Genomic DNA, 20,819 nt, shown 5'->3' with positions numbered 1-20,819 from the left:
TTTCGGCGACAACCTCATCAGCATCGGTCGCGTGATGGAACAGCAGTCACTCCAAAGGTAGTCCACTTCCAGCGCAATCTTGGCCTCACATCGCCCCGCCGCCCCCCGCCGGGGCTTCTTATTGTCTGCATGGTTGACCGCGCCCATCAGAACCGCGATTTTTGCGCCGGAAAGTAGCTAGTCGGTAACCCGCGCCGGCTTGTCTGCGGCAGCTTCCGACCATTCGCCGACGACGCGATCGAGATCGCAGAGATTCTGGTGCATCTGCTCCAGCGAGAAGCCGATGGCGAAGAAGCGCTCCGCGGTATCGCTGGGCTGGCCGCGGATCAGGCCGTCCTGGCGCACGGCAGCGACTGCCTCGGCGTAATGCTGGAGCGCGACGTGCACGGGATGAATCGGCGGAGCGCCGGCGCCAACCCGCAACGCCTCCGCCGCGGACTTCAGAAAGCGTGCTATCGCCGCGCTGACCTCCGAAAGTGGCGCGGCGAGCCTGATCTGCACGTCGGCCGGCAGCGGCACCACGGTGGCGCGGCCGATCATCACGACATCATGGCGCAGCCGCAAAATCGTTCGCAGCAGCGGGCCGGTGTCGGGGCCGCTCGACAGACGCGCAGCGCGCTCGCGTTCGGCCTCGGCACCGATGGCATTCATGCCCACCATCGCGGTGCCGATGCCGTCCTGGATCCGGTGCAGCGCGTCGTTGTCGCGGCCGCGGGTGAGGCCTGCGAGCAGTTCGGTAAAGGCCTCCGCGATCAGCTCGAGCAGTTTTGCCGCGCTGGCGCGGATCTGCCGCACCGCGCGCGAGGGCAGCACCACGAAGGAGACCAGCAATCCCGTGATAGCGCCGACCCCGACCTCGCTGACGCGGTCGATCGCCGAGGTCATGGGATCGGAATGATGCATGGTCGGAACCAGCAGCACGATCACGGCGGTCACGGTGGCAGCGCTGAGGCTCGGATTGATGGCGGCGATGAAGGCGAGCGGGGCGACCGACAGCACCAGCAGGCCCAGCAACCCGATCTCGCTTGAATACGGAATCAGGATCGCAATGGCTCCGCCATAGATGGCGCCGCCGATGGTGCCGAGCATGTAATCGCGCGTCGCCTTCAGCGAGCGCCCGACACTCATCTGGGTCACGATCAGCGAGGTCAGCACCGCCCACAGCGGCAGCAACAGATGCAGCGCGGTGGCAATTGCGTAGGCCGCGGTCGCCGCCACCGTGACCCGGATCGCCAGTCCCAGCTGCGTTCGCCGCGACCGGATCCGGTCGAACAGCTGTCTTGCGAGTGTCATCACCAAATGTCCCGGTCGCCGGTCCCGTCCATGCCGGCAGCATAGCTGATGCCCGCGGCCGCAAGGCTGCTTGAAAGGCCAAATCAGCCCGCCTAACTTGCGCGCCAAAACGAGGAAACACGATGGCCCACGAAACCGCAACGCTCGCCGCCTATGTCGCCAGCCTGAAATACCAGGATATTCCGCCGGAGGTGCTGGATCGCGCCAAGGTGCTGACGCTGGATTTCCTCGGCAGCGCGATCCGGGCGAGGCGCGAGGCGGAATCCACCCCGTCGCTGCTCAAAATGCTGGAGGCGCTGGCGCTCGACACCAAGGGCGAGGCCACCGTGTTCGGCGATGCTAAGACCTGGACCCCGGCGGTCGCGGCGCTGCTCAACGGCGCGCTCGGCCACTCCCTCGACTTCGACGATACGCATGCCGATTCCTCGCTGCATCCGAGCGCGCCGGTCGTTCCCGCCGCCTTCGCGATCGGCGAGATGGTCGGCGCCTCCGGCCGCGACGTGCTGACAGCGATCGTCGCCGGCTATGAGGTCTGCTGCCGGCTCGGCAATGCGCTCGACCCGACCTCACATTATGCCCGCGGCTTCCATCCGACCGCGACCGCTGGCACCTATGGCGCGGCGGCGGCGGCGGCCAAGCTGTTCGGCCTCTCCGAGACGCAGATCATCGCCGCCTTCGGCGTCGCCGGCAGCCAGGCCGCCGGCTCGCTGCAATTTCTGGTCAACGGCGCCTGGAACAAGCGCTACCAGGTCGGCGCTGCCGCGATGAACGGCGTGATCGCCGCGACGTTGGCGCGCAACGATTTCGTCGGCGCGACGGGTTCGGTCGAAGGCAAGCACGGCCTGCTCGCCGGCTATACCGATGACGCGCATCCGGACAAAGCCGTCGCCGGGCTCGGCACGAGCTATGAGACGATGAAAATCGGCGTCAAGCCGTATCCGAGCTGCCGCTACACCCACGCGGCGATCGATGCGCTGATCGCGATGCGACGCGAGCACAATCTGACGCCCGACCAGGTCAAGCGCGTCGAGATCGGCCTGCATCGCAACGGCATCACGCTGACTGGCGATGCCGCGACCAAGCGCCATCCCACCTCGATCGTCGGCGGCCAGTTCTCGATGTTCTTCACCGGCGCGCTCGCGCTCGACCAGGGCAGCTTCGGCTGGGACGACTATCGCCGCCTCGGCGATGCCGCGATCGACGCGCTCGCCGACAAGTTCGACGTGGTGCAGGACGACCGGCTCGAGATCGGCCGCACCCATCCGTTCGGCGCCCGCGTCAGCATCACCACCACCGACGATGGCGTGCACGAGCGCCTCTACGCCGATCCATCCGGCGAGCCGACCTCCTTTCCGGATGCGCAAGCGATGCAACAGAAGTTTTTGACCTTGGCGCGGCCCGTGCTGAATGCGCGGGCCGAGCAGTTCGCGGATGCGATCATGTCGCTGGAGCGGTTCGATCGCGTCGCGAAGGCTACGCTGTTGGGACGGCAATAGGACTAGGCCGTGCCCTCGATAATGATCAGATCGGCGTCGGACTTTGCCGGATCGCCTTCGCCGCCTGATATTCGGAGCTTTCATAAGCAGGCGCGCGCGGTCGCGCGGTCCTTGAACTCGATGACCACGTTGCGGTCACGCGCCTGGCCATCCATGACATCATAGGCACCGCCGCGGTTCGGGATAGGGCTTCTGATCATGCACCGACACGCGCACGATCCAATAGGCTTTCGTCATGATCTGCTCCTTGTTCGACTTCACAATATTTTCGATCCGCGAGGCTAAGGCCGGTCCCTGACCGGATCGCCGCGTCGGTCGCAAAGCGATGGCCGCTGACGGCCGATGTAGCGCACCCAGCCCACAATCACCTTGGATATGGCGCGGCTGCGCGCCGCATGCGCCTGCCGGATGAGCTGCTGCATCGTCGCGCCCTTCTGCACCGGCGTCAGTGTCTTCCAAACGGTGCAATTGGGGTACGACATCGCGAATTCCTCCATGCTGCGGACTGGCGAGCGATTCGAATGGAGGGTTGTTTATGTCGGCGACATCATCCCATAAAATGAATAATAGTGATATTATTGATCTCTCATCGAGATGATGATCGGGACCTGCTGAAATGGATCTGTCCGACCTCCGTATCTTCACCGCCGTCGTGCGCGAGGGCGGCATCACCCGCGCGGCGCAGCGGCTGAATCGCGTGCAATCCAATGTCACGACGCGAATCCGCCAGCTTGAGGAGGAGCTCGACGTCAAGCTGTTCCTCCGCGAGGGCAAGCGGCTTCACCTCGCGCCCGCCGGGCAATTGCTGCTCGGTTACGCCGACCGACTTCTCGCGCTCGCCGACGAAGCGCAGGCCTCGATCCGCGATCCCCGGCCGCGCGGTCTGTTCCGCATTGGTGCCATGGAGAGCACTGCCGCGGTCAGGCTGCCGAAGGCCATGCACGAGTACAGTTGCTTGCATCCCGAGGTGACGCTGGAGCTTCGCACCGGCAATCCCAATGTGCTGGGCTCCGCCATTCTTGCCGGCGAGCTCGACGCGGCGCTGGTCGCCGAGCCCATTGCGGATGCCGCCTTCGACAAGGTCTTTGCATTCGAGGAGGAGCCGGTCATCGTGTCGGCCGCCGGCCGTCCACGACCGGGCAACAGGGGCGGCTTTCCGAAAACCATTCTCGCCTTTGAGCACGGTTGCCCGCATCGCAAGCGGCTGGAGGATTGGTACGCCAGGCACGGTCAAATGCCCGAGCGCACCGTCGAGCTCGGCTCGTATCACGCGATACTGGGCTGCGTGGTGGCCGGCATGGGTATCGCACTCTTGCCGCGGAGCGTGCTGACGACATTTCCGGAGAGCAAACGGCTGACGGTGCATCGCTTGCCGGCGGGCGAAAACCGCGCCGAGACCGTGCTGATCTGGCGCAAAGGAGCGGATTCTCCCAATATTCAGGCGCTGCGCCAAATTCTGTCGCAGTCGACACCCAACCGCGGCAGGGCCTGATTTCAGCATTCGAGGGCGGCCGCCCCGTCAATCGCTTTCCGCAAGCCTTGCGCGGCTGCGCGTTGCTGCGACCACATCGCGTACGAGATCGAATACGCCATCCGCTTGCAGCGGCCAGTTTGGCGAGCGGCCCATGCGGACGATCACCAGGCGCTCCGACGGAATCACGTATTGCCCGATCGTACCCTTGGCGAAGAACGTATCGCGCGGCCAGCCGTGCTCGATGCGGTAGTTTGCGCCAAAGCTGTCGCCCTGGTTGGTCCAGAAGCCGGCGCCGATGCCGACCCACGCGTTTGGCGTCGGCGAAGCCGAGTAGCTCACCCATCCCACCGGCAAGATGCGCTTGCCGCCGGCCATGCCGTCATTGAGATAGAGCTGGCCGAAACGCGCCCAGTCGCGCGCGGAGGCCAGCATCTCGCTCGATCCCTCCACTGTGCCGGCACCGTCAAGCTGGAGCGTGACGTGGCGCATGCCGAGCGGCGCGAAAAGTTCGCGGCGCGCGAAGGCAAGCACGTCGGCGGGATTGCCACCGGTCGCGTTGCGGATCAGATGCGAGAGAATCAGGATGTTGCAGTCGTGATAGTTCCACGCGGCGCCCCACGCGGTCTCGAGCGGCATGCTTTCGGCATAGGCGGCCATATCGCCTTCCATGAACTTCATGCGATTGGCCGGTTCGAAGGCGGAGCCGAGCGAAGCCTGCAACGAGCTTCCGAGGGCAAGGCCAGCGGTATGACGCAGCAGCTGATCGACGGTGATGGCATGCCGCGGGTCATCCGGGTCCTTCCAGGCGGCGACCGGCGCGGGCCCATCGAGCTTCAGCTTGCCTTGGCGCACCAGCACGCCGATCAGCGCCGAGGTCACCGATTTCGTCATGGAGAAGCCGAGCAGCGGCGTCTCCGGTCCAATGCCGTCCGTATAGCGCTCCGCGATGACGCGGCCGGACTTCATGACGACGACGGCGCGGGTGTGCCGGTAGGGCGGCTGCGCGGGTTCAGTGAAGGCGCGGTCGAGTGCGGCGGTCAGTTGCGGAGTTTGAGGCGACACGATCGACGGGCCGGCGATCTCAGGCAGGACCGCGGGGTGCCTGTCATCCGCGGGCGCCGTGACGTCGGCAAGCGCCGCGCCATGATCGAGCGTGCAGCCGAGCCCCTCGCGATAGACGGCATGGCTGCGGCCGATGCCGAACAACGTCACGGTGATGTCCTTGCGCGCGCGATCGACTTGGTAGTCCATCGCCCAGGCGATCAGGCTGGTGCCGGGCATCGCATCGGTGGTCTCGCTGAAATTGCGCCGGGGATCGAGGTTTGAGACGAACGTCTCGGCGCGGAGGATGTCGGCGACGAAACCGGTAGCGACCTTCGGCACGTCGCGGGCGCGCGCCGCGCCGAGCGCGAGACCAGCACAGGCGATGGCGGTGGTGAGGAGGACGATCTTGCGGCGGCGGGTCACGGGCTTTCTCCGGCTTGGGCAAGGTGCGGCGAAGAGGAAGCGGGATGTGCGAGAGATCTGCTCGCCGGATTTGGAAAACGGCCTCGCCGAAGCTGTGCAGAGACTTGCCGATTCCAAAATTATCCAATAATTCCAGCCGACTAGAGATCAGACTGCATTCGCGTTGAGCCGCCGATACTCCGTCGGCGTCACGCCGGTGACCGCGTCTTGAAGGCGCGGTTGAAGGGGCCGAGCGACTGGAAGCCGGCATCCATCGCGATGGTGATGACGGGCACCTCGGCCTGCGCGGGATCGGCCAGCGCAGCCTTGGCCTCCTCGATGCGGTGGTTGTTCAGGAAAACGTTGAAGTTGCGGTAGCCGAGCCGCTGGTTGATCAGCCGGCGCAGCCGGTATTCCGGAATTTTCAGCCGGCCCGCCAGCACACCGATGGTGAGGTCCTCGTGGCGATAGATCCGCTCGTCCGCCGTCAAGCGCATCAAGGCATCGATCAGTTTTTGGTCGGCAGTATCGTCTGCCGCAGGCTGGCTGAAAACGATCGCCGGCGCGGTCTCCGCGGCGACTGGAAACAGGTCGGTGCCGTCGACACGCAGCATGGCGTAAGCGATCGCCGCGACGATGCAGGCAAGCACGCCGGCATTGATCGTGTTGGCGAAATCGCCGACATCGCTGCCGGCAACAAAGATCTGGAGGACCGCGTTCAACCCGCCATAGAGCGCAGCGGCGCAGACGATGAAGACGCGAACACGACGGCGGCGCTCGACCAGATCGGCCGACCACGAGGCGATCGTCTGCACGACCGCGAGCGCGATGAAGCCGAGCACGATCAGATTGACCATCGTGACGGAGAAACGGACGTTCCCGCCCGGTGCGATCCAGAGGCACCCGACGAAGCTGAGGGCCGTCACCAGCGCCCAGATCGATCCGTGCCACCAGCGCAGGCGAAACTCGTCGTCAAACAGCGCGCGCGTGAACAGCCAGAACACCACGATGTTGCCGGTCGACAGCGCGATCAGCGGCGCATGCCAGGCCGGGACCAGAGACGACACGCCGACCGAATAGCTCGCCGCATGCGCGGCCGACCCCAGCGCGAACGCGGCGCCGAGCCGGGCCGCCAGCACGTTGCGGAAATCCGAGAGCAGTGAGGCAGCCAGCACCAGCAGCAGCGCGACGGCGGCAGAGCGGAACGCGAGTTCGAGGGCGGCGAGGGTCATATCGGATTTTGCGCACGGCCTGCGTAAGAGAAGCCGAACATCCCCTGTTGCAGCGGCATTTTCAAGGACGATCCGAACCGAGCGATGACGGCGGAGCATGTGGAGCTGTTGCCACCCGCGGCGTCCCGTCCGGGCTTCGCCGCGACGGCGATGCCAAATCCTGCTAGGATCGAGCCAAGAAAGCCAAAAGGAGTCCATCATGAGCTGGCAGCCCTCCAACGATCCGGTGCTCGGCGATCCCATGTCCTGCGATGCGCTCGACCTCGTCATCGTGCCGCGCACCCGCGATCTCGGCGACGGATTTCAAGTGCGGCGCGCGCTGCCGCATGGCAAGCGGCAGATGGTCGGTCCCTTTATCTTCTTCGACCATTTCGGCCCGGTTCAGTTCATCGCCGGCAAGGGCATGGACGTGCGGCCGCATCCGCATATCGGGCTTGCCACCGTCACCTATCTGTTTGACGGCGCGATCATGCATCGCGACAGCGAGGGCAACGTCCGGGAGATCCAGCCCGGCGCGATGAATCTGATGACGGCCGGCCGCGGCATCGCCCATTCCGAGCGCACGCCGGATGCGCAGCGCGCCTCGGGCCAGAAGATGCTGGGGCTGCAGAGCTGGATCGCGCTGCCGGCCGGATCGGAAGAGATCGCGCCGTCGTTCCAGCATTACGGCGCGGGCGATTTGCCGATGATCTCGGAGCGCGATTTCACCGCGCGAGTGATCGCGGGCTCCGCCTTCGGCATCGCCTCGCCGGTCTCGATGGTGTCGCCTTGGTTCTACACCGAGGTGACGGCCGTTGCGGGCGCAAGCGTGCCGCTCGATCCTGATCACGAGGAGCGCGCCATCTACGTCGTCGACGGCGAGGTCGAGATCGCGGGCGAGCGCTACGAGGGGCCCCGGCTATTGATCTTCCGGCCCGGCGACCGCATCACCGTAAAGGCGCTGAAGGCCACGCGGATGATGTTTCTCGGCGGCGATGCGCTGGAAGGGCCGCGCCACATCTGGTGGAATTTCGTCTCCTCCAGCAAGGAGCGGATCGAGCAGGCCAAGCAGGACTGGAAAACCGGCCGCTTTGCCGCGGTTCCGCAGGAACATGAGTTCATTCCGCTGCCGGAATAGGCTAATCCGGTTTCCGGTCGCGCTGTCCGGCGCGGCTGGATTTTCTGCGCGAAAGCCTGCCTGCGAAAGTTTTTCCGATGATCACCATGCTCTCCAGTGACCTGCCCCTGCCCAAGATCGGGCGCGGCAAGGTCCGCGACATCTACGCCGTCGACGACGACCGCCTGCTGCTCGTCACCACCGACCGCATCAGCGCGTTCGACGTCGTGATGGGCGAGACCATCCCGATGAAGGGCGCGGTGCTGACGCAAGTGAGCGCGTTCTGGTTTGGTGAGCTCGAAGGCGTGGTGCCGCATCACATGATCAGCGCCGACGCCGACGCGATCATCGCAGCCGTGCCGGCCTTGAAGCCGCATCGTTCCGAGATTCTCGGCCGCGCCATGCTCTGCCGCCGCACCACCGTGTTTCCGATAGAATGTGTGATCCGCGGCTATCTCTCCGGTTCGGCCTGGAAGGAATATGCGGCAAGCGGCACGCTTGCGGGCGAGAGGTTGAAAGCCGGACTGGTCGAGAGCGAGAAGCTCGATCCGGCGATCTTCAGTCCGGCGACCAAGGCCGAGACCGGCCATGACGAGAACATCACCATCGCGCGGATGCGCGAGGTCGTCGGCGACGAGACGGCCTATACGCTCGAAAGCATGACGCGCGCGATCTACACGCTGGGCGAGGAGCTGGCGCGCGAGCAGGGTATCATCATCGCGGACACCAAGTTCGAATTCGGCCGCGACAAGGACGGACGCATCATCCTGATCGACGAGGTGATGACGCCGGACTCCTCGCGGTTCTGGGCGGTCGACGCCTACAAACCCGGCCAGCCACAGGCCAGCTTCGACAAGCAACCGCTGCGCGACTATCTCGACGTCGAGCGCCGCGCCGGCCGCTGGAACGGCGACGCCCCGCCGCCGCCCTTGCCCGCAAGCGTGGTGGAGGCGACCAGCAAGAGGTATCTGGAAGCGTATCGCCGGGTGACCGGGAGCGAACTGAAGATTTAGCTTCGCCCTTTCGCCTCGCTCCGTCATTGCGAGCGCAGCGAAGCAATCCAGACTGTCTCCGCGGCGGGATTCTGGATTGCTTCGCTGCGCTCGCAATGACGTGGGGAGGTCGGCACCCTAAATCGCTGCCGAGGTCGCCCCGAAACTGTCGGCAACTTCACCTTTCAAAGAATCCTGTTGCACTAGGCTCGCAGTCGTCTACGTCTCGGACGGGAATTTTCATGAGCGAGTGCCAGGACGTGACAGATCCAGCAATTGGCTTCGGTCCGGTCACCGGAGCCAGTCCGTCGCTCAAGCGCGCGCTGAATGATATTTTGGGCGGAGGGGCCGCCAGCGTCCTGACCGTCACCTTCGGGCTGTCCTACGCGCTGCTGATCTTCGCCGGCCCGCTGTCGCCTTATCTGTCCTACGGCATTGCCGCGACCTTCATCAGCTCCGCGGTGCTCGCGGCCGTCATCGGGCTGGGAAGCTCCCTGCCCTTCGCAGTCGCCGGCCCCGACAGCTCGACCGCGGCGGTGACGGGCATTTTGGCCGCTTCGCTGGTCGAACGCATCGAAGCGGCTCATTTATCCCTGCTCCCGCCCGTCCTGATCACGCTTGGCCTGTCGACCGTGCTGACCGGAATTGTGCTGTGCGGATTGGGACTGACGCGGATGGGCCGCGCCATCCGCTACGTGCCTTATCCGGTGATCGGTGGCTTCCTCGGCGCCACCGGGCTTTTGATCGTCATGGGCGCGATCCGGGTGATTACCGATCATCCTCTGCAGTTTGCCACGCTGTCGCACTTCACCAACGGCATCACGCTTTCGGAACTGGGCGCCGCCTGCGCGATGGCGCTGGTGCTGTATCTGACCTGGCACCGCTCGCGCAGCCCGTTTGGATTGCCGATTATCCTGATCGGCGGCATGCTCACGGCACATCTGGCGTTCTGGATCGCAGGGATTTCGCCGGAGCAGGCGCGTGCCATGGGCTGGACCTTCCGGCCCCCGCCGCCGGCGACATTCATGCTGCCCTGGCACACCGAGGACCTCGCCCGTTATCCCTGGTCAGCAGTACCGGACCTGCTCGGCAATTTGGTCGCCGTCATCTTCGTCGCGGCCTCCAGCACGCTGTTCAACACTACCGGGATCGAAGTCGCCGTGCATCGCGAGGCCAATCTGGAGCGCGAGCTGAACGTCACGGGTGTCGCCAACATCCTGACTGGCGCCCTCGCCGGCTATGCCGGCTGTGTCTCCGTCAGCCGCTCGATCCTCAATTTCTCCAGCGGCGGCCGCGGGCGCCTGTCCGGCCTCACGGTTGCTGCCATGTCGCTGCTGATGCTCGCGGTTGCGCCGGAGCTGCTCGGCTTCATGCCGAAATTCGTGCTCGGCGGCCTGCTGCTCTATCTCGGCGCCGACCAGCTGCACAAATGGCTGATCGAGTCGCGCAAGAGGCTCTCGAAGCTCGAATATCTGTCGCTGGTCGCCATCATCGCGATCATCGTCGCCTGGGGCTTCGTGCCGGGCATCCTGATCGGTGTCGTCATCGGCTGCGCGACCTTCGCGTTCAGTGCGGCGCGGGTCGAATCGATCAAATACAGCTTCGACGGTTCCGAATATCGCTCCTCGCTCGACCGCTCGCGCGATGACCAGCAGGTGCTGCTGGCCCATGGTGGCAAGATCCAGGGCCTGAATCTGCAGAGCTATCTGTTCTTCGGCTCCGCCAACCGGCTCTACCAGCACGTCAAGCTGCTGCTCCAGCAACGCCCGGAGTGCCACTATCTGCTGTTCGACTTCAAGCTCGTCACCGGCGTCGATTCTTCGGCCGCCTACAGTTTCGCCCAGATCAAACGCAGCGCAGGTGACCTCGGCGTCGAGCTGATCCTGGTGCACCTGTCGGCCGCGGCCGAGAAGGTGCTGCGCTCCAGCGATTTCATCGGCGAAGGCGTTGCCGTCGTTCCCGAGCTCGATCATGCGCTGGAGTGGTGCGAGAACGAGCTCATCGCGCAGCACCAGGAGCTGGCGCAGGAGGAGGCGAGCCTGCGCGACTGGTTCACGGGGATGCTCGACAGCGAGGACGACGCCGACGCGCTGATTCGCTGCTGCCAGCGCCTCGAGGTCGAGGCCGGCGAGGTCATCGTGCAGGCCGGCGATCCCGCCGATTCCATGCACTTCATCCTCGACGGCCGCGTCGGCATCATGATCCCGGCCGACGACGACCGCACCACCCGCGTGCGCAGCCTCGGCCGCTACACTACGATCGGCGAGATGGGACTGGTGTCACAGACCCCGCGCAGCGCCACCATCCAGGCCGAGGTCGACAGCGTGCTCTATGTGCTGAACACGCACCAGTTCGACGCGATCAAGAGCGAGGATCCCGCGCTCAGCCACAAGCTGCTGACCTATTTCGTCTCGGTGATGGCCGAGCGGCTGACATTTGCGAATCGGACGATCTCGGTGCTGCGGCGGTAGCACCGCCTTGGCGGAAACACCGCGCCCCAAACTCCGATGTCGTCCTGGCGAAAGCCAGGACCCATAATCACCGGCCAGAGTTCTTACAAAGACGCGTGGTTGGCCACTCGCGCTACAACTTCTCCTTGGGGTAATGGGTCCTGGCTTTCGCCAGGACGACCAAGGAACAGCACGCACGCAATAGCGGGGGCCTACACCCCCGCCATCATCACGTATTTGATCTCGACATATTCTTCCATGCCGTGATGCGAGCCTTCGCGCCCCAGGCCGCTTTCCTTGACGCCGCCGAAGGGCGCGACTTCGGTGGTGATCAGGCCGGTGTTGACGCCGACCATGCCGGATTCCAGCGCTTCGGCGACGCGCCAGACGCGGCCGAGATCGCGGGCGTAGAAGTAAGAGGCGAGCCCGAATGGCGAGGCGTTGCACATGGCGATGACGTCGGCTTCATCCTTGAAGCGGATCACCGGGGCGAGCGGACCGAACGTTTCCTCCTGCGCGACCAGCGAGTCCGGCTTGACGTCGGCGAGCACGGTCGGCTCGAAGAAGGAGCGCCCGAGCTCGCTGCGCTTGCCGCCGGTGACGATCTTGGCGCCGCGCTTCACGGCATCCGCGATGTGGCGCTCGACCTTGTCGACCGCTTTCATGTTGATCAGCGGCCCCTGCGTGATGCCGCTCTCGGTGCCGTCGCCGATCTTCATCGTGGCAACTTTCTTCGACAGCTTCTGCACGAACTCGTCGTAGATCTTGTCCTGGGCGTAGAGGCGATTGGCGCAGACGCAGGTCTGGCCCATGTTGCGGTACTTCGAGACGATCGCGCCTTCGACTGCCGCATCGATGTCGGCGTCGTCGAACACCACGAACGGCGCGTTGCCGCCGAGCTCGAGGCCGAGCCGCTTCACGCCGACGGAGGCCTGCTGGTACAGAATCTTGCCGACGGCGGTCGAGCCGGTGAAGCCGACGAAGCGCACCGCCGGATGCTCGCACAGCACCTTGCCGATCGGCGGCGCATCGCCGGTGATGATGTTGAACACGCCCTTGGGCACGCCGGCCTTCTCCGCCAGCACCGCAAGCGCCAGCGCCGACAGCGGCGTTTCGTTGGCGGGCTTGAGCACCACGGTGCAGCCGGCCGCAAGCGCCGGCGAGACTTTGCGCGTGATCATCGAGTTCGGGAAATTCCACGGCGTGATCGCGCCGCAGACGCCGATCGGCTGCTTGATCGCGAGCAGACGCGCATCGGGGCGCTGGGTCGGGATGGTCTCGCCATAGACGCGGCGCGCTTCTTCGGCGAAGAATTCGACATAGGCGCCGCCGATGTCGACCTCGCCAAGCGCTTCGCTCAGCGGCTTACCCTGCTCGGAGGTGAGGATCAGCGCCAGGTCCTCGCGGTTGGCGATGATCAGCTCGAACCATTTACGCAGAATGTTTGAGCGCTGCTTGGCGGTGTGCTTGGCCCAAGCCGGGAACGCACGCTCGGCGGCTTCCACGGCCCTGGTGGCATCATCGGCCGAGAGCTGCGGCACCTTTGCGAGCTCGACGCCGGTCGCCGGATTGTTCACGGCAAACGTCGGCGAACCGACCCAGGCGCCATCAATGTAGCAGGCCTCCTTCAGCAGCGAGGGGTCCTTCAACCGGTCGCGCAGGGCGGCGGTGGTGTGCTGAGCACGTGCGGCGGCAGTCGGGGTCATGGCGTTGCTCCCTAGGACGATCGGATCGGCCGGAATATAGGGACGAGCGGCGCGCAATGCACCGTCCCGCAACGCGCATCTGCCTATGACGAAATTGGCAGCCGCGGCCTCAGGCCGCGCCGCTCATATAGGTCTCGCGCCGTCCGATCATGCGCTCGGCGGCCGCCTTGGCGCCGGCCTTCGAGGAGGTCGCGCAGGTGCGGTATTCGAGATCGGGCGCATCGGACGTGTCGCGGCGGCCGAACCAGGATTTTGAACCGACCGGAAGCAGCGCCAGGGCCTGCGCCAGATTGTCGACGGCGCCGAAGGAATAGAGTGCGCCGGTGCCGGCGATGCGGACTTCGTAAATGCCGGGCGAGATCGGCGCCTCGAGATTCTCGCCCCGTCCGGGACGGGGATAGCGCTTCCATTCGCTCCAGGTCGAAATCATCAAAGGTCCCCTCGCGGCCGATGACCGCCAAATTTGCATCAAGTCTTAACGGCGGCCGCGCGATTGGCCCGGGCGCTGAACGCCGCAACGCACAAAATGTTTCAAGTGCTCGAAAACTCTCGAAACATATCGCCTCGGCCCATCCCGGGTCACCGCGAAGTGCGGCCATCCACCACAGATTGTGAGGAGGTGGTGCAGTTCAGCCGCCTTGTCGTCCTGCGTCAGGCACCGACCGTCAAGTCACGACATCGCGACCGACGCAGATAGGTGGATGTGCTTGCCGCGCGGCGGATGCGGGAGGACAATCGATCACTTCAAACAATAATCAAACCGGAGGAAACGCGCATGCAAAGCCAAGCAGAGATCGACGACGTCCTGCGCAAGAAGAGCGACGCAAAAGAGATTCCCGGCGTCGTGGCGATTGCCGCCAGCGGCAGCGAAGTGCTGTATCAGGGTGCATTCGGCAAGCGTGACTTGTCCAAGCACGATGCGATGACCACAGACAGCGTGTTCTGGATCGCATCGATGACGAAGGCGGTGACGACCGCAGGCGCGATGCAACTGGTCGAACAAGGCAAGCTGTCGCTCGATGCGCCGATCGGATCAGTGCTGCCCGATCTCGCCAAGCCACAGGTGCTCGAAGGCTTCGATGCCAAGGGCGAGCCGAAGCTGCGGCCGGCGAAGGGGCCGATCACGCTGCGCCAGCTCATGACCCACACCGCCGGTTTTGCCTACAACGTGTGGAACGGCGACTGCGCGCAATATCTGGAGAAGACCGGAACCCCGAACATCTTCTCTTGCCAGAACGTCGCGCTGAAGACGCCGATCATGTCTGATCCCGGCACCCGCTGGGAATATGGCATCAACATCGACTTCGTCGGCAAGGCGGTGGAAGCCGTGAGTGGCAAGCGGCTCGACGCTTATCTGCGCGACCACATGTTCACGCCGCTGGGCATGAACGATACCGGCTTCAAGATCACCGACAACATGCGCCAGCGGCTGGTCGCCACGCATGCACGCGGCGAGGATGGATCGCTGGCGCCGATCCCGTTCGAGATCGAACAGAGTCCGGAATTCCATATGGGCGGCGGCGGCCTTTACGGCACTGCCGGCGACTACATCAAGTTCACCCAGATGATCCTGAACAAAGGCCGCGGCAACGGCAACCAGGTGCTGAAGCCCGAGACGGTCGCTCTGATGGGTCAGAACCACATCGGCGATCTCACCATTGGCAAGATGACGACGGTGGCACCCATATACACGAACGACGTCGATCTCTTTCCCGACATCGTGAAGAAGTGGGGGCTCTCCTTCCTGATCAACACCGCCAAGACGGCGGAAGGCCGCAGCGCCGGCAGTCTCGCCTGGGCTGGTCTCGCCAACACCTATTTCTGGATCGATCCGGCGCGCGATGTTTCCGGCGTGATCCTGATGCAGGTGTTGCCATTCGTCGACGCCAAGTGCTTGGAGACGTTCGCGGGATTTGAGCGCGGGATTTATGCCGGGCTCGATGCGGGGAGTGGGCAGAAGGCGGCGTGAGGAAGTAGCGCGGCGCTCTCACCACACGAAAACTGTCATTCCCCGCGAAAGCGGGGAATCCAGTACGCCGCGGCTTCTCCGTATCGCACCGCCGTCTCTGGAATTGCCCGCCTTCGCGGGCGATGACGGCGGAGAGTGTGGAGAGCACGTGCCACAAGCTCGTCATTGCGAGCGAAGCGAAGCAATCCAGTCTGTCTCTGCGGAAAGACTCTGGATTGCTTCGCTTCGCTCGCAATGACGGAATGCGCGGAGGCTGCTCGCCTTACCCCGTCAGCCCGCGCTGCTCGGCGAGCTCCTTCAGCGACACCTGCGGCCTGGCGCCGATGTGCTGGATCACTTCGGCCGCGGCAAGCGCACCGAGCTCACCGCACTGCTTGTACGCAAGGTTACGTGCGAGGCCGAACAGGAAGCCGGCGGCGAAGAGGTCGCCGGCGCCAGTGGTGTCGACCAGCTGGGCAATGGGGAACGCGGGCGCGGCAACGGCGTCTTCCGGCGACACCACCATGCAGCCCTTCTCGCTGCGCGTGACCACGCCGAGATTGACATCGTTGCGCAGCTGCTTCAGCGCGGTGTCGAAGTCGGAGGTCGTGTAGAGCGAGTGCAGCTCGGATTCGTTGGCGAAGACGATGTCGACGGTGCCGTTGCGCATCAGCGCCAGAAACTCGTCGCGGTAGCGATCGACGCAGAACGAATCCGACAGCGTCAGCGCCACCTTGCGCTTGGCGTCATGGGCGATCTTGGCGGCCTTGACGAAAGCGTCCTTGGCGTTCTTGGGGTCCCAGAGATAGCCCTCGAGATAGACGATGCCGGCGCTTGCGATTTCGGCCGGATCGATGTCGGCGGGCGACAAATCCTGCGCGGCGCCGAGATAGGTGTTCATGGTCCGCTCGCCGTCCGCGGTGACCAGGATGTAGGAGCAGCCGGTGGCGGCGCCGTCCTTGGCGGCGGGCGTGTTGAAGGCGACGCCGGCAGCGCGGATGTCATGCATATAGAGCTTGCCGATCTGGTCGTCCTTGACCTTGCCGACATAGGCCGCACGGGCACCAAGGCTCCCAATGCCGACGATGGTGTTGGCAGCCGAGCCGCCCGAGACTTCGGTCGCCGGGCCCATGTCCTTGTAGATGGCGGCGGCGCGGGCCTCGTCGATCAGGGACATGCTGCCCTTGGTCATGCCGTGCCGGGCGAGAAAGGCCTCGTCGGTCCGGACCAGCACGTCGAACAGCGCATTGCCGATGCCGAGAACGTCATATTTCACGTCAGCCATTCACTTTGTTCCCGTTGCCCGATTGCGATCTCGCGGAAAATCCGCTTCCTGTCGGCCTGAAAATGTAGCCCGCGGCCTATCACGACCGGCCGTGCCCGAGCAAGCAACGGTATTATTACGCCAGATGATCCGCTCCTTCCTGACGGTATCTACGGGAACACTGGCCTCGCGGCTACTGGGTTTTGCGCGCGATTCCATGATTGCCGCATTGCTGGGCACCGGCGCTGTGGCGGATGCTTTTCTGGCGGCGTTTCAGCTCGTCAACGTGGTGCGGCGGCTGCTCAGCGAGGGCGCGCTGAACGCGGCGCTGATTCCGGCCTGGCTGCGCATCCGCGAGCGCGATGGCGACAAGGCCGCAGCGGCGTTCGCAGGACGCGTGCTCGGCACGGTCAGTGCGGCCCTGATCGGAATCTCGATCGTCATTGCGCTCCTGATGCCGCTGATCATCACGGTCATTGCGCCCGGCTTTCTCGGCAGCACGACGCTCGATCTCGCCGTCCAGAACGCGCGGCTGATGCTGCCCTATCTCGCATTCGCCGGTCCGGTCACCGTACTGATGGGACTGCTCAACGCGCAGGGGCGCTTTGCGCTCACGGCGTTCTCGCCGCTGCTGTTCAACATCGCGCTGATCGTCGCGATCGCGGCGCTGTTGCTCGGCCACGCCGACGCTGTCTTCGCAGCATGGATGCTGGCCACCACCGTCGGCGTTGCCGGCCTGCTGCAACTCCTGATGCTGCTGTCGCAGCGGAGCGCACATCTTGCGACACCGCTGCGCGCAAATTTCGACAAGGAGATGCGCGGCTTCTTCGCCAAGGCTATCCCAGGCATGATCGCGAGCTCGGGCCCGCAATGGCTGATGGTCGCCGGCGCGATCATCGCCTCCGCCACGCCGTCGGCGGTCTCCTGGCTCTATTTCGCCAACCGCCTGATCGAGCTGCCGCTCGGCATCGTCGGTGTCGCCATGGGCACCGTTCTGGTGCCGGAGCTGACGCGCGCGGTGGCTAGCTGCGACCGCAGCGCGGTGGCGCATGCGGAATCGCGTGCGCTGGAACTAGCGGCCGGGCTTGCGCTGCCCGCAACGCTCGGCCTGATGGTGCTGGCCGAGCCGATCGTGCGGCTGTTGTTCGAGCATGGCGCCTTCGGCGCCGCTGACAGCGCCGCCACCGCGCACGCCCTGATGTGGCTGGCGCTGGGGCTGCCGGCTCATGTGCTGATCAAGGCGCTGTCGCCGGCCTTCTATGCCCGCAGCGATACGATGACGCCGCTGCTTTCAACCGCCAAGGGGTTTGCGGTCGCGGTCGCGCTCGCGGTGCTGCTCGGCCAATTTTTCGGCTCAACCGGGATCGCCGCGAGCATCGCAGCGGGCGCCTGGAGCAGCGCCCTCGCCCTGCTGCGGAGAGGCACCACCGAGTTCGGCTTCTCGGTCGACGCGGCGGCCCAAAAGCGGCTGCCGCGGATCGTGCTCGCGGCAGCCCTCATGGGCGCCCTGCTCTGGCTGACCGCGGGCTTCGTGCCTGCCGCGGCCCATGGCATCATCCGCTTCGTTGCGCTGGGCGTGCAGATTGCCGCGGGAATCGGCGTCTACGGCCTGCTGCTGCAAATCCTCGGCGTCGCGTCCTGGCGTGAGGCGATCAGCGCGCTGAAACGTCCGGCTCACTAGAGGAGCTCGTCGACGGCCCCTTCACCTCTCCCATCGGGAGAGGTCGATTTGCACAGCAAATCGGGTGAGGGGACCCGGTCTCTCGTTGGAGCCTAATCCCTCACCCGCGCCTTCGGCGCGACCTCTCCCTATGGGAGAGGTGGAATTACACTTGACGACGCTCCGCCGCTGTTGGAAACGACGGCCGATTACCTCCAGGAAAGCTTGCCAGGAAAGCTTAACATGCCATTCGTTGAACGGGTCTTTTCGGGCGTCCAGCCGACCGGCAATCTGCATCTCGGCAATTATCTCGGCGCGATCGTCAACTTCGTGAAGATGCAGGAGACCCACAGCTGCATCTATTGCGTCGTCGACATGCATGCGATCACGCAAGGGCTGGACGTCTGGGGCGGACCGGCCGAGCTCGCGCGCAACACCCGCGAGGTGACCGCGGCTTTCATCGCAAGCGGCATCGATCCGAACAAGCACATCGTCTTCAACCAGAGCCAGGTCTCGGGTCATGCCGAGCTCGCCTGGATCTTTAACTGCGTCGCCCGCATGGGCTGGCTGAACCGCATGACGCAGTTCAAGGAGAAGGCCGGCAAGGATCGCGAGAACGCTTCGGTCGGGCTGTACGACTATCCGGTGCTGATGGCGGCCGACATCCTGCTCTATCGCGCGACCCACGTGCCGGTGGGCGAGGACCAGAAGCAGCATCTCGAACTCTCGCGCGACATCGCGCAGAAGTTCAACAATGATTTCGGTGACTCGATCCGCAGCCACGGCGCCAATGACGGCCTGTTCTTCCCGCTGCCGGAGCCCTTGATCACGGGACCCGCGACGCGCGTGATGAGCCTGCGCGACGGCACCAAGAAAATGTCGAAGTCGGATGCGTCGGACAATTCACGCATCAATTTAACCGACGACGCCGACACCATCGCGCAGAAGGTGCGCAAGGCGAAGACCGATCCGGAACCGCTGCCGACCGAAGAAAAGGGTCTGGAAGCGCGTCCCGAGGCCGACAATCTCGTCGGCATTTTCGCCGCGCTCTCCGGCCGCTCGAAAGCCGAGGTGCTGCGCGATTTCGGCGGCGGCCAGTTCTCCAGCTTCAAGAACGCGTTGGTGGAGCTGTGCGTCACCAAGCTTTCGCCGATCGCCGGCGAGATGAAGCGCCTCGTCGCCGACCCCGGCCATATCGACGCGATCCTGAACGACGGCGCCGATCGGGCCCGCACCATCGCCGACGAGACCATGAAGCTCTCCAAGGACATCGTCGGTTTCATCCGCCCGCGCTGATTGTTGCGTTCGCGCGCCACGGCGCCGGCCGACCTCCCCTCTCCCAAAGCGTGAGGGAGTGTGGCAGCATGCCGGCGGTGCACACGCCGGGACATGCATGACCAGCAAGCGACAGTGCTTCGAGCCGGATCACAAGCCCAAATGCCTTGTCATCGTTGACGACACTGCCGAATGGGATCGCGCGGTCTATTACGCCAGCCGCTGGGCGATCCGAGCCGGCGGCGGCGTGGTTATGCTGCGCATCATCGAGATCGAGGACCAAAACCAGCAATGGCTGGGGGTCGCCGACATCATGCGCGCCGAAGCACATGAAGAGGCCAATGCCGCGCTCGACCGCGCCACCGGCCGCGCCAACGGCATCGCCGCGATCACCCCGGAACGGGTCATCCGCGAAGGCGCGCCGATGGAACAGCTGCTCGCGGTGATCGACCAGGATCCCGAAATCGCCATGCTGGTGCTGGCCGCCAATCCCGGCGCCGAAGGCCCGGGGCCACTGGTCACACTGCTCGCACATGCGCTCGGCACGTTCCCCGTTCCCGTGACGATCATTTCCGGCGCCCTGAGCGACCAAAGCGTGGATTCGCTGTCGTAGAAGTCGCTCTTACCCTCCCCTGGAGGAGGAGGGTCGATCGCGCGCAGCGCGAGCGGGGCGGGGTGACGGTCTCTCCGCATCGAACAGCGCCCGTGTGGAGAGATCACCCCACCCCGGCGCTTCGCGCCGACCCTCCCCCTCCAGGGGAGGGTGAAGTAGTGACATAAGCCTATGAAACTTCTGCCGAACTGTCCCCCATGCCCTTGACCGTGCGTTCCCCGTCGCCATCTGCTAGTGGATAGCCTACGCGCCGGCCTTGAACCGGCGACGTCCGGAGAAAGCCATGTTCATTCAGACCGAAGCCACCCCCAATCCCGCCACGCTCAAGTTCATTCCCGGCCGCGTCGTGACCGACGGCGGCCCGATGGAGTTTTCGAGCCGTGAAGCCGCCACCCGCTCGCCGCTCGCCGAAAAGCTGTTCGAGGTGCCCGGCATCACCGGCGTGTTCTATGGCTCCGACTTCATCACCGTGACCAAGGCGGGCGGTGAATGGCAGCAGCTCAAGCCCGCGATTCTCGGCGCCATCATGGAGCACTACATGTCCGGCGCGCCGCTGCTCGCCGACGGCGCGGCGCCAAGCGATAGCGAGCTCGACGACGCGGACGAGTTCTTCGACGAGGCGGACGCCGAGACGGTCGACATGATCAAGGATTTGATCGAGACCCGGGTGCGGCCGGCGGTCGCCAATGACGGCGGCGACATCACCTTCCGCGGCTTCAAGGACGGCATCGTCTATCTCAACATGAAGGGCGCCTGCTCCGGCTGCCCGTCATCGACCGCGACGCTCCAGCACGGCATCCAGAACCTGTTGAAGCACTTCGTGCCGGATGTGGTCGAAGTCCGGCCGATGTGATTGCGCGTTCGACGATCGAGT

17 protein-coding genes and 1 pseudogene are annotated in these 20,819 nt (G+C 64.9%); 10 read left to right on the top strand and 8 right to left on the bottom strand.

The window, feature by feature from the left end:
* Positions 1 to 177: 177 nt before the first annotated feature.
* Positions 178 to 1,293, bottom strand: a complete 1,116-nt coding sequence (locus IVA82_RS45830; protein WP_247384165.1) for an FUSC family protein — start codon at positions 1,291 to 1,293, stop codon at positions 178 to 180.
* A 122-nt stretch (positions 1,294 to 1,415) separates the two neighbouring features.
* Here IVA82_RS45830 and IVA82_RS45825 point away from each other — a divergent pair, with 122 nt between their 5' ends.
* Positions 1,416 to 2,789: an MmgE/PrpD family protein gene (locus IVA82_RS45825; RefSeq protein ID WP_247384163.1), complete on the top strand. Its 1,374-nt coding sequence runs from the start codon at positions 1,416 to 1,418 to the stop codon at positions 2,787 to 2,789.
* A gap of 80 nt (positions 2,790 to 2,869) precedes the next feature.
* Here the strand turns inward: IVA82_RS45825 and IVA82_RS45820 are convergent, their stop codons facing one another.
* Complete coding sequence (locus IVA82_RS45820) at positions 2,870 to 2,989, bottom strand: DUF1330 domain-containing protein (protein ID WP_247384162.1); 120 nt, start codon at positions 2,987 to 2,989, stop codon at positions 2,870 to 2,872.
* 81 nt (positions 2,990 to 3,070) lie between these two features.
* Complete coding sequence (locus IVA82_RS45815) at positions 3,071 to 3,271, bottom strand: hypothetical protein (RefSeq protein WP_247384161.1); 201 nt, start codon at positions 3,269 to 3,271, stop codon at positions 3,071 to 3,073.
* A gap of 134 nt (positions 3,272 to 3,405) precedes the next feature.
* Here IVA82_RS45815 and IVA82_RS45810 point away from each other — a divergent pair, with 134 nt between their 5' ends.
* Complete coding sequence (locus IVA82_RS45810; protein ID WP_247384160.1) at positions 3,406 to 4,281, top strand: LysR family transcriptional regulator; 876 nt, start codon at positions 3,406 to 3,408, stop codon at positions 4,279 to 4,281.
* Positions 4,282 to 4,308: 27 nt separating this feature from the next.
* Here IVA82_RS45810 and IVA82_RS45805 read toward each other — a convergent pair whose 3' ends face one another.
* Positions 4,309 to 5,730, bottom strand: coding sequence for a serine hydrolase (locus tag IVA82_RS45805; protein WP_247384159.1), 1,422 nt, complete (start codon positions 5,728 to 5,730; stop codon positions 4,309 to 4,311).
* 147 nt (positions 5,731 to 5,877) lie between these two features.
* A pseudogene (locus tag IVA82_RS45800) lies at positions 5,878 to 6,941 on the bottom strand (helix-turn-helix domain-containing protein).
* A gap of 199 nt (positions 6,942 to 7,140) precedes the next feature.
* Here IVA82_RS45800 and IVA82_RS45795 point away from each other — a divergent pair.
* The 3 genes from IVA82_RS45795 to IVA82_RS45785 all read left to right on the top strand — a co-directional run bounded on the left by IVA82_RS45795 (position 7,141) and on the right by IVA82_RS45785 (position 11,500).
* Positions 7,141 to 8,058, top strand: coding sequence for a pirin family protein (locus IVA82_RS45795; RefSeq protein WP_247384158.1), 918 nt, complete (start codon positions 7,141 to 7,143; stop codon positions 8,056 to 8,058).
* Between the two features lie 77 nt (positions 8,059 to 8,135).
* The gene (locus IVA82_RS45790; RefSeq protein WP_247384157.1) at positions 8,136 to 9,050 is read left to right on the top strand and encodes a phosphoribosylaminoimidazolesuccinocarboxamide synthase; all 915 of its coding nucleotides are present in this window, start codon (positions 8,136 to 8,138) and stop codon (positions 9,048 to 9,050) included.
* A 239-nt stretch (positions 9,051 to 9,289) separates the two neighbouring features.
* The gene (locus IVA82_RS45785; RefSeq protein WP_247384156.1) at positions 9,290 to 11,500 is read left to right on the top strand and encodes a SulP family inorganic anion transporter; all 2,211 of its coding nucleotides are present in this window, start codon (positions 9,290 to 9,292) and stop codon (positions 11,498 to 11,500) included.
* A 191-nt stretch (positions 11,501 to 11,691) separates the two neighbouring features.
* On the opposite strand, the gene IVA82_RS45780 is transcribed toward IVA82_RS45785, so the two are convergent.
* Positions 11,692 to 13,185 carry an NAD-dependent succinate-semialdehyde dehydrogenase gene (locus IVA82_RS45780; protein ID WP_247384155.1) on the bottom strand — a complete coding sequence of 498 codons (1,494 nt, stop codon included), beginning with the start codon at positions 13,183 to 13,185 and terminating at the stop codon, positions 11,692 to 11,694.
* A gap of 109 nt (positions 13,186 to 13,294) precedes the next feature.
* Entirely contained in the window at positions 13,295 to 13,615 is a 321-nt protein-coding gene (locus IVA82_RS45775; protein ID WP_148737057.1) for a hypothetical protein, read from the bottom strand.
* A 345-nt stretch (positions 13,616 to 13,960) separates the two neighbouring features.
* Here IVA82_RS45775 and IVA82_RS45770 point away from each other — a divergent pair, with 345 nt between their 5' ends.
* Positions 13,961 to 15,154, top strand: coding sequence for a serine hydrolase domain-containing protein (locus tag IVA82_RS45770; protein WP_247384154.1), 1,194 nt, complete (start codon positions 13,961 to 13,963; stop codon positions 15,152 to 15,154).
* Between the two features lie 262 nt (positions 15,155 to 15,416).
* Here the strand turns inward: IVA82_RS45770 and IVA82_RS45765 are convergent, their stop codons facing one another.
* Positions 15,417 to 16,418, bottom strand: coding sequence for an adenosine kinase (locus IVA82_RS45765; RefSeq protein WP_247384152.1), 1,002 nt, complete (start codon positions 16,416 to 16,418; stop codon positions 15,417 to 15,419).
* Between the two features lie 124 nt (positions 16,419 to 16,542).
* Between IVA82_RS45765 and murJ the strand changes: the two genes are divergently transcribed.
* The 4 genes from murJ (at position 16,543) to IVA82_RS45745 (ending at position 20,798) form a co-directional block, all read left to right on the top strand.
* On the top strand, positions 16,543 to 18,078 hold the full coding sequence (murJ, locus tag IVA82_RS45760; RefSeq protein ID WP_247384173.1) for a murein biosynthesis integral membrane protein MurJ: 1,536 nt from the start codon (positions 16,543 to 16,545) through the stop codon (positions 18,076 to 18,078).
* A 222-nt stretch (positions 18,079 to 18,300) separates the two neighbouring features.
* The gene (trpS, locus tag IVA82_RS45755; RefSeq protein ID WP_247384150.1) at positions 18,301 to 19,353 is read left to right on the top strand and encodes a tryptophan--tRNA ligase; all 1,053 of its coding nucleotides are present in this window, start codon (positions 18,301 to 18,303) and stop codon (positions 19,351 to 19,353) included.
* Positions 19,354 to 19,450: 97 nt separating this feature from the next.
* Positions 19,451 to 19,945: a universal stress protein gene (locus IVA82_RS45750; protein ID WP_247384148.1), complete on the top strand. Its 495-nt coding sequence runs from the start codon at positions 19,451 to 19,453 to the stop codon at positions 19,943 to 19,945.
* 283 nt (positions 19,946 to 20,228) lie between these two features.
* Positions 20,229 to 20,798: a NifU family protein gene (locus tag IVA82_RS45745; RefSeq protein WP_247384146.1), complete on the top strand. Its 570-nt coding sequence runs from the start codon at positions 20,229 to 20,231 to the stop codon at positions 20,796 to 20,798.
* The last annotated feature ends 21 nt before the right edge of the window (positions 20,799 to 20,819 follow it).

It is taken from the genome of Bradyrhizobium sp. 142, assembly GCF_023074015.1.
In the GTDB taxonomy this organism is placed as follows: Bacteria; Pseudomonadota; Alphaproteobacteria; order Rhizobiales; family Xanthobacteraceae; genus Bradyrhizobium.
The sequence above is the reverse complement of the archived record's forward strand: the minus strand, read 5'-3'. Positions and strand labels throughout refer to the sequence as shown.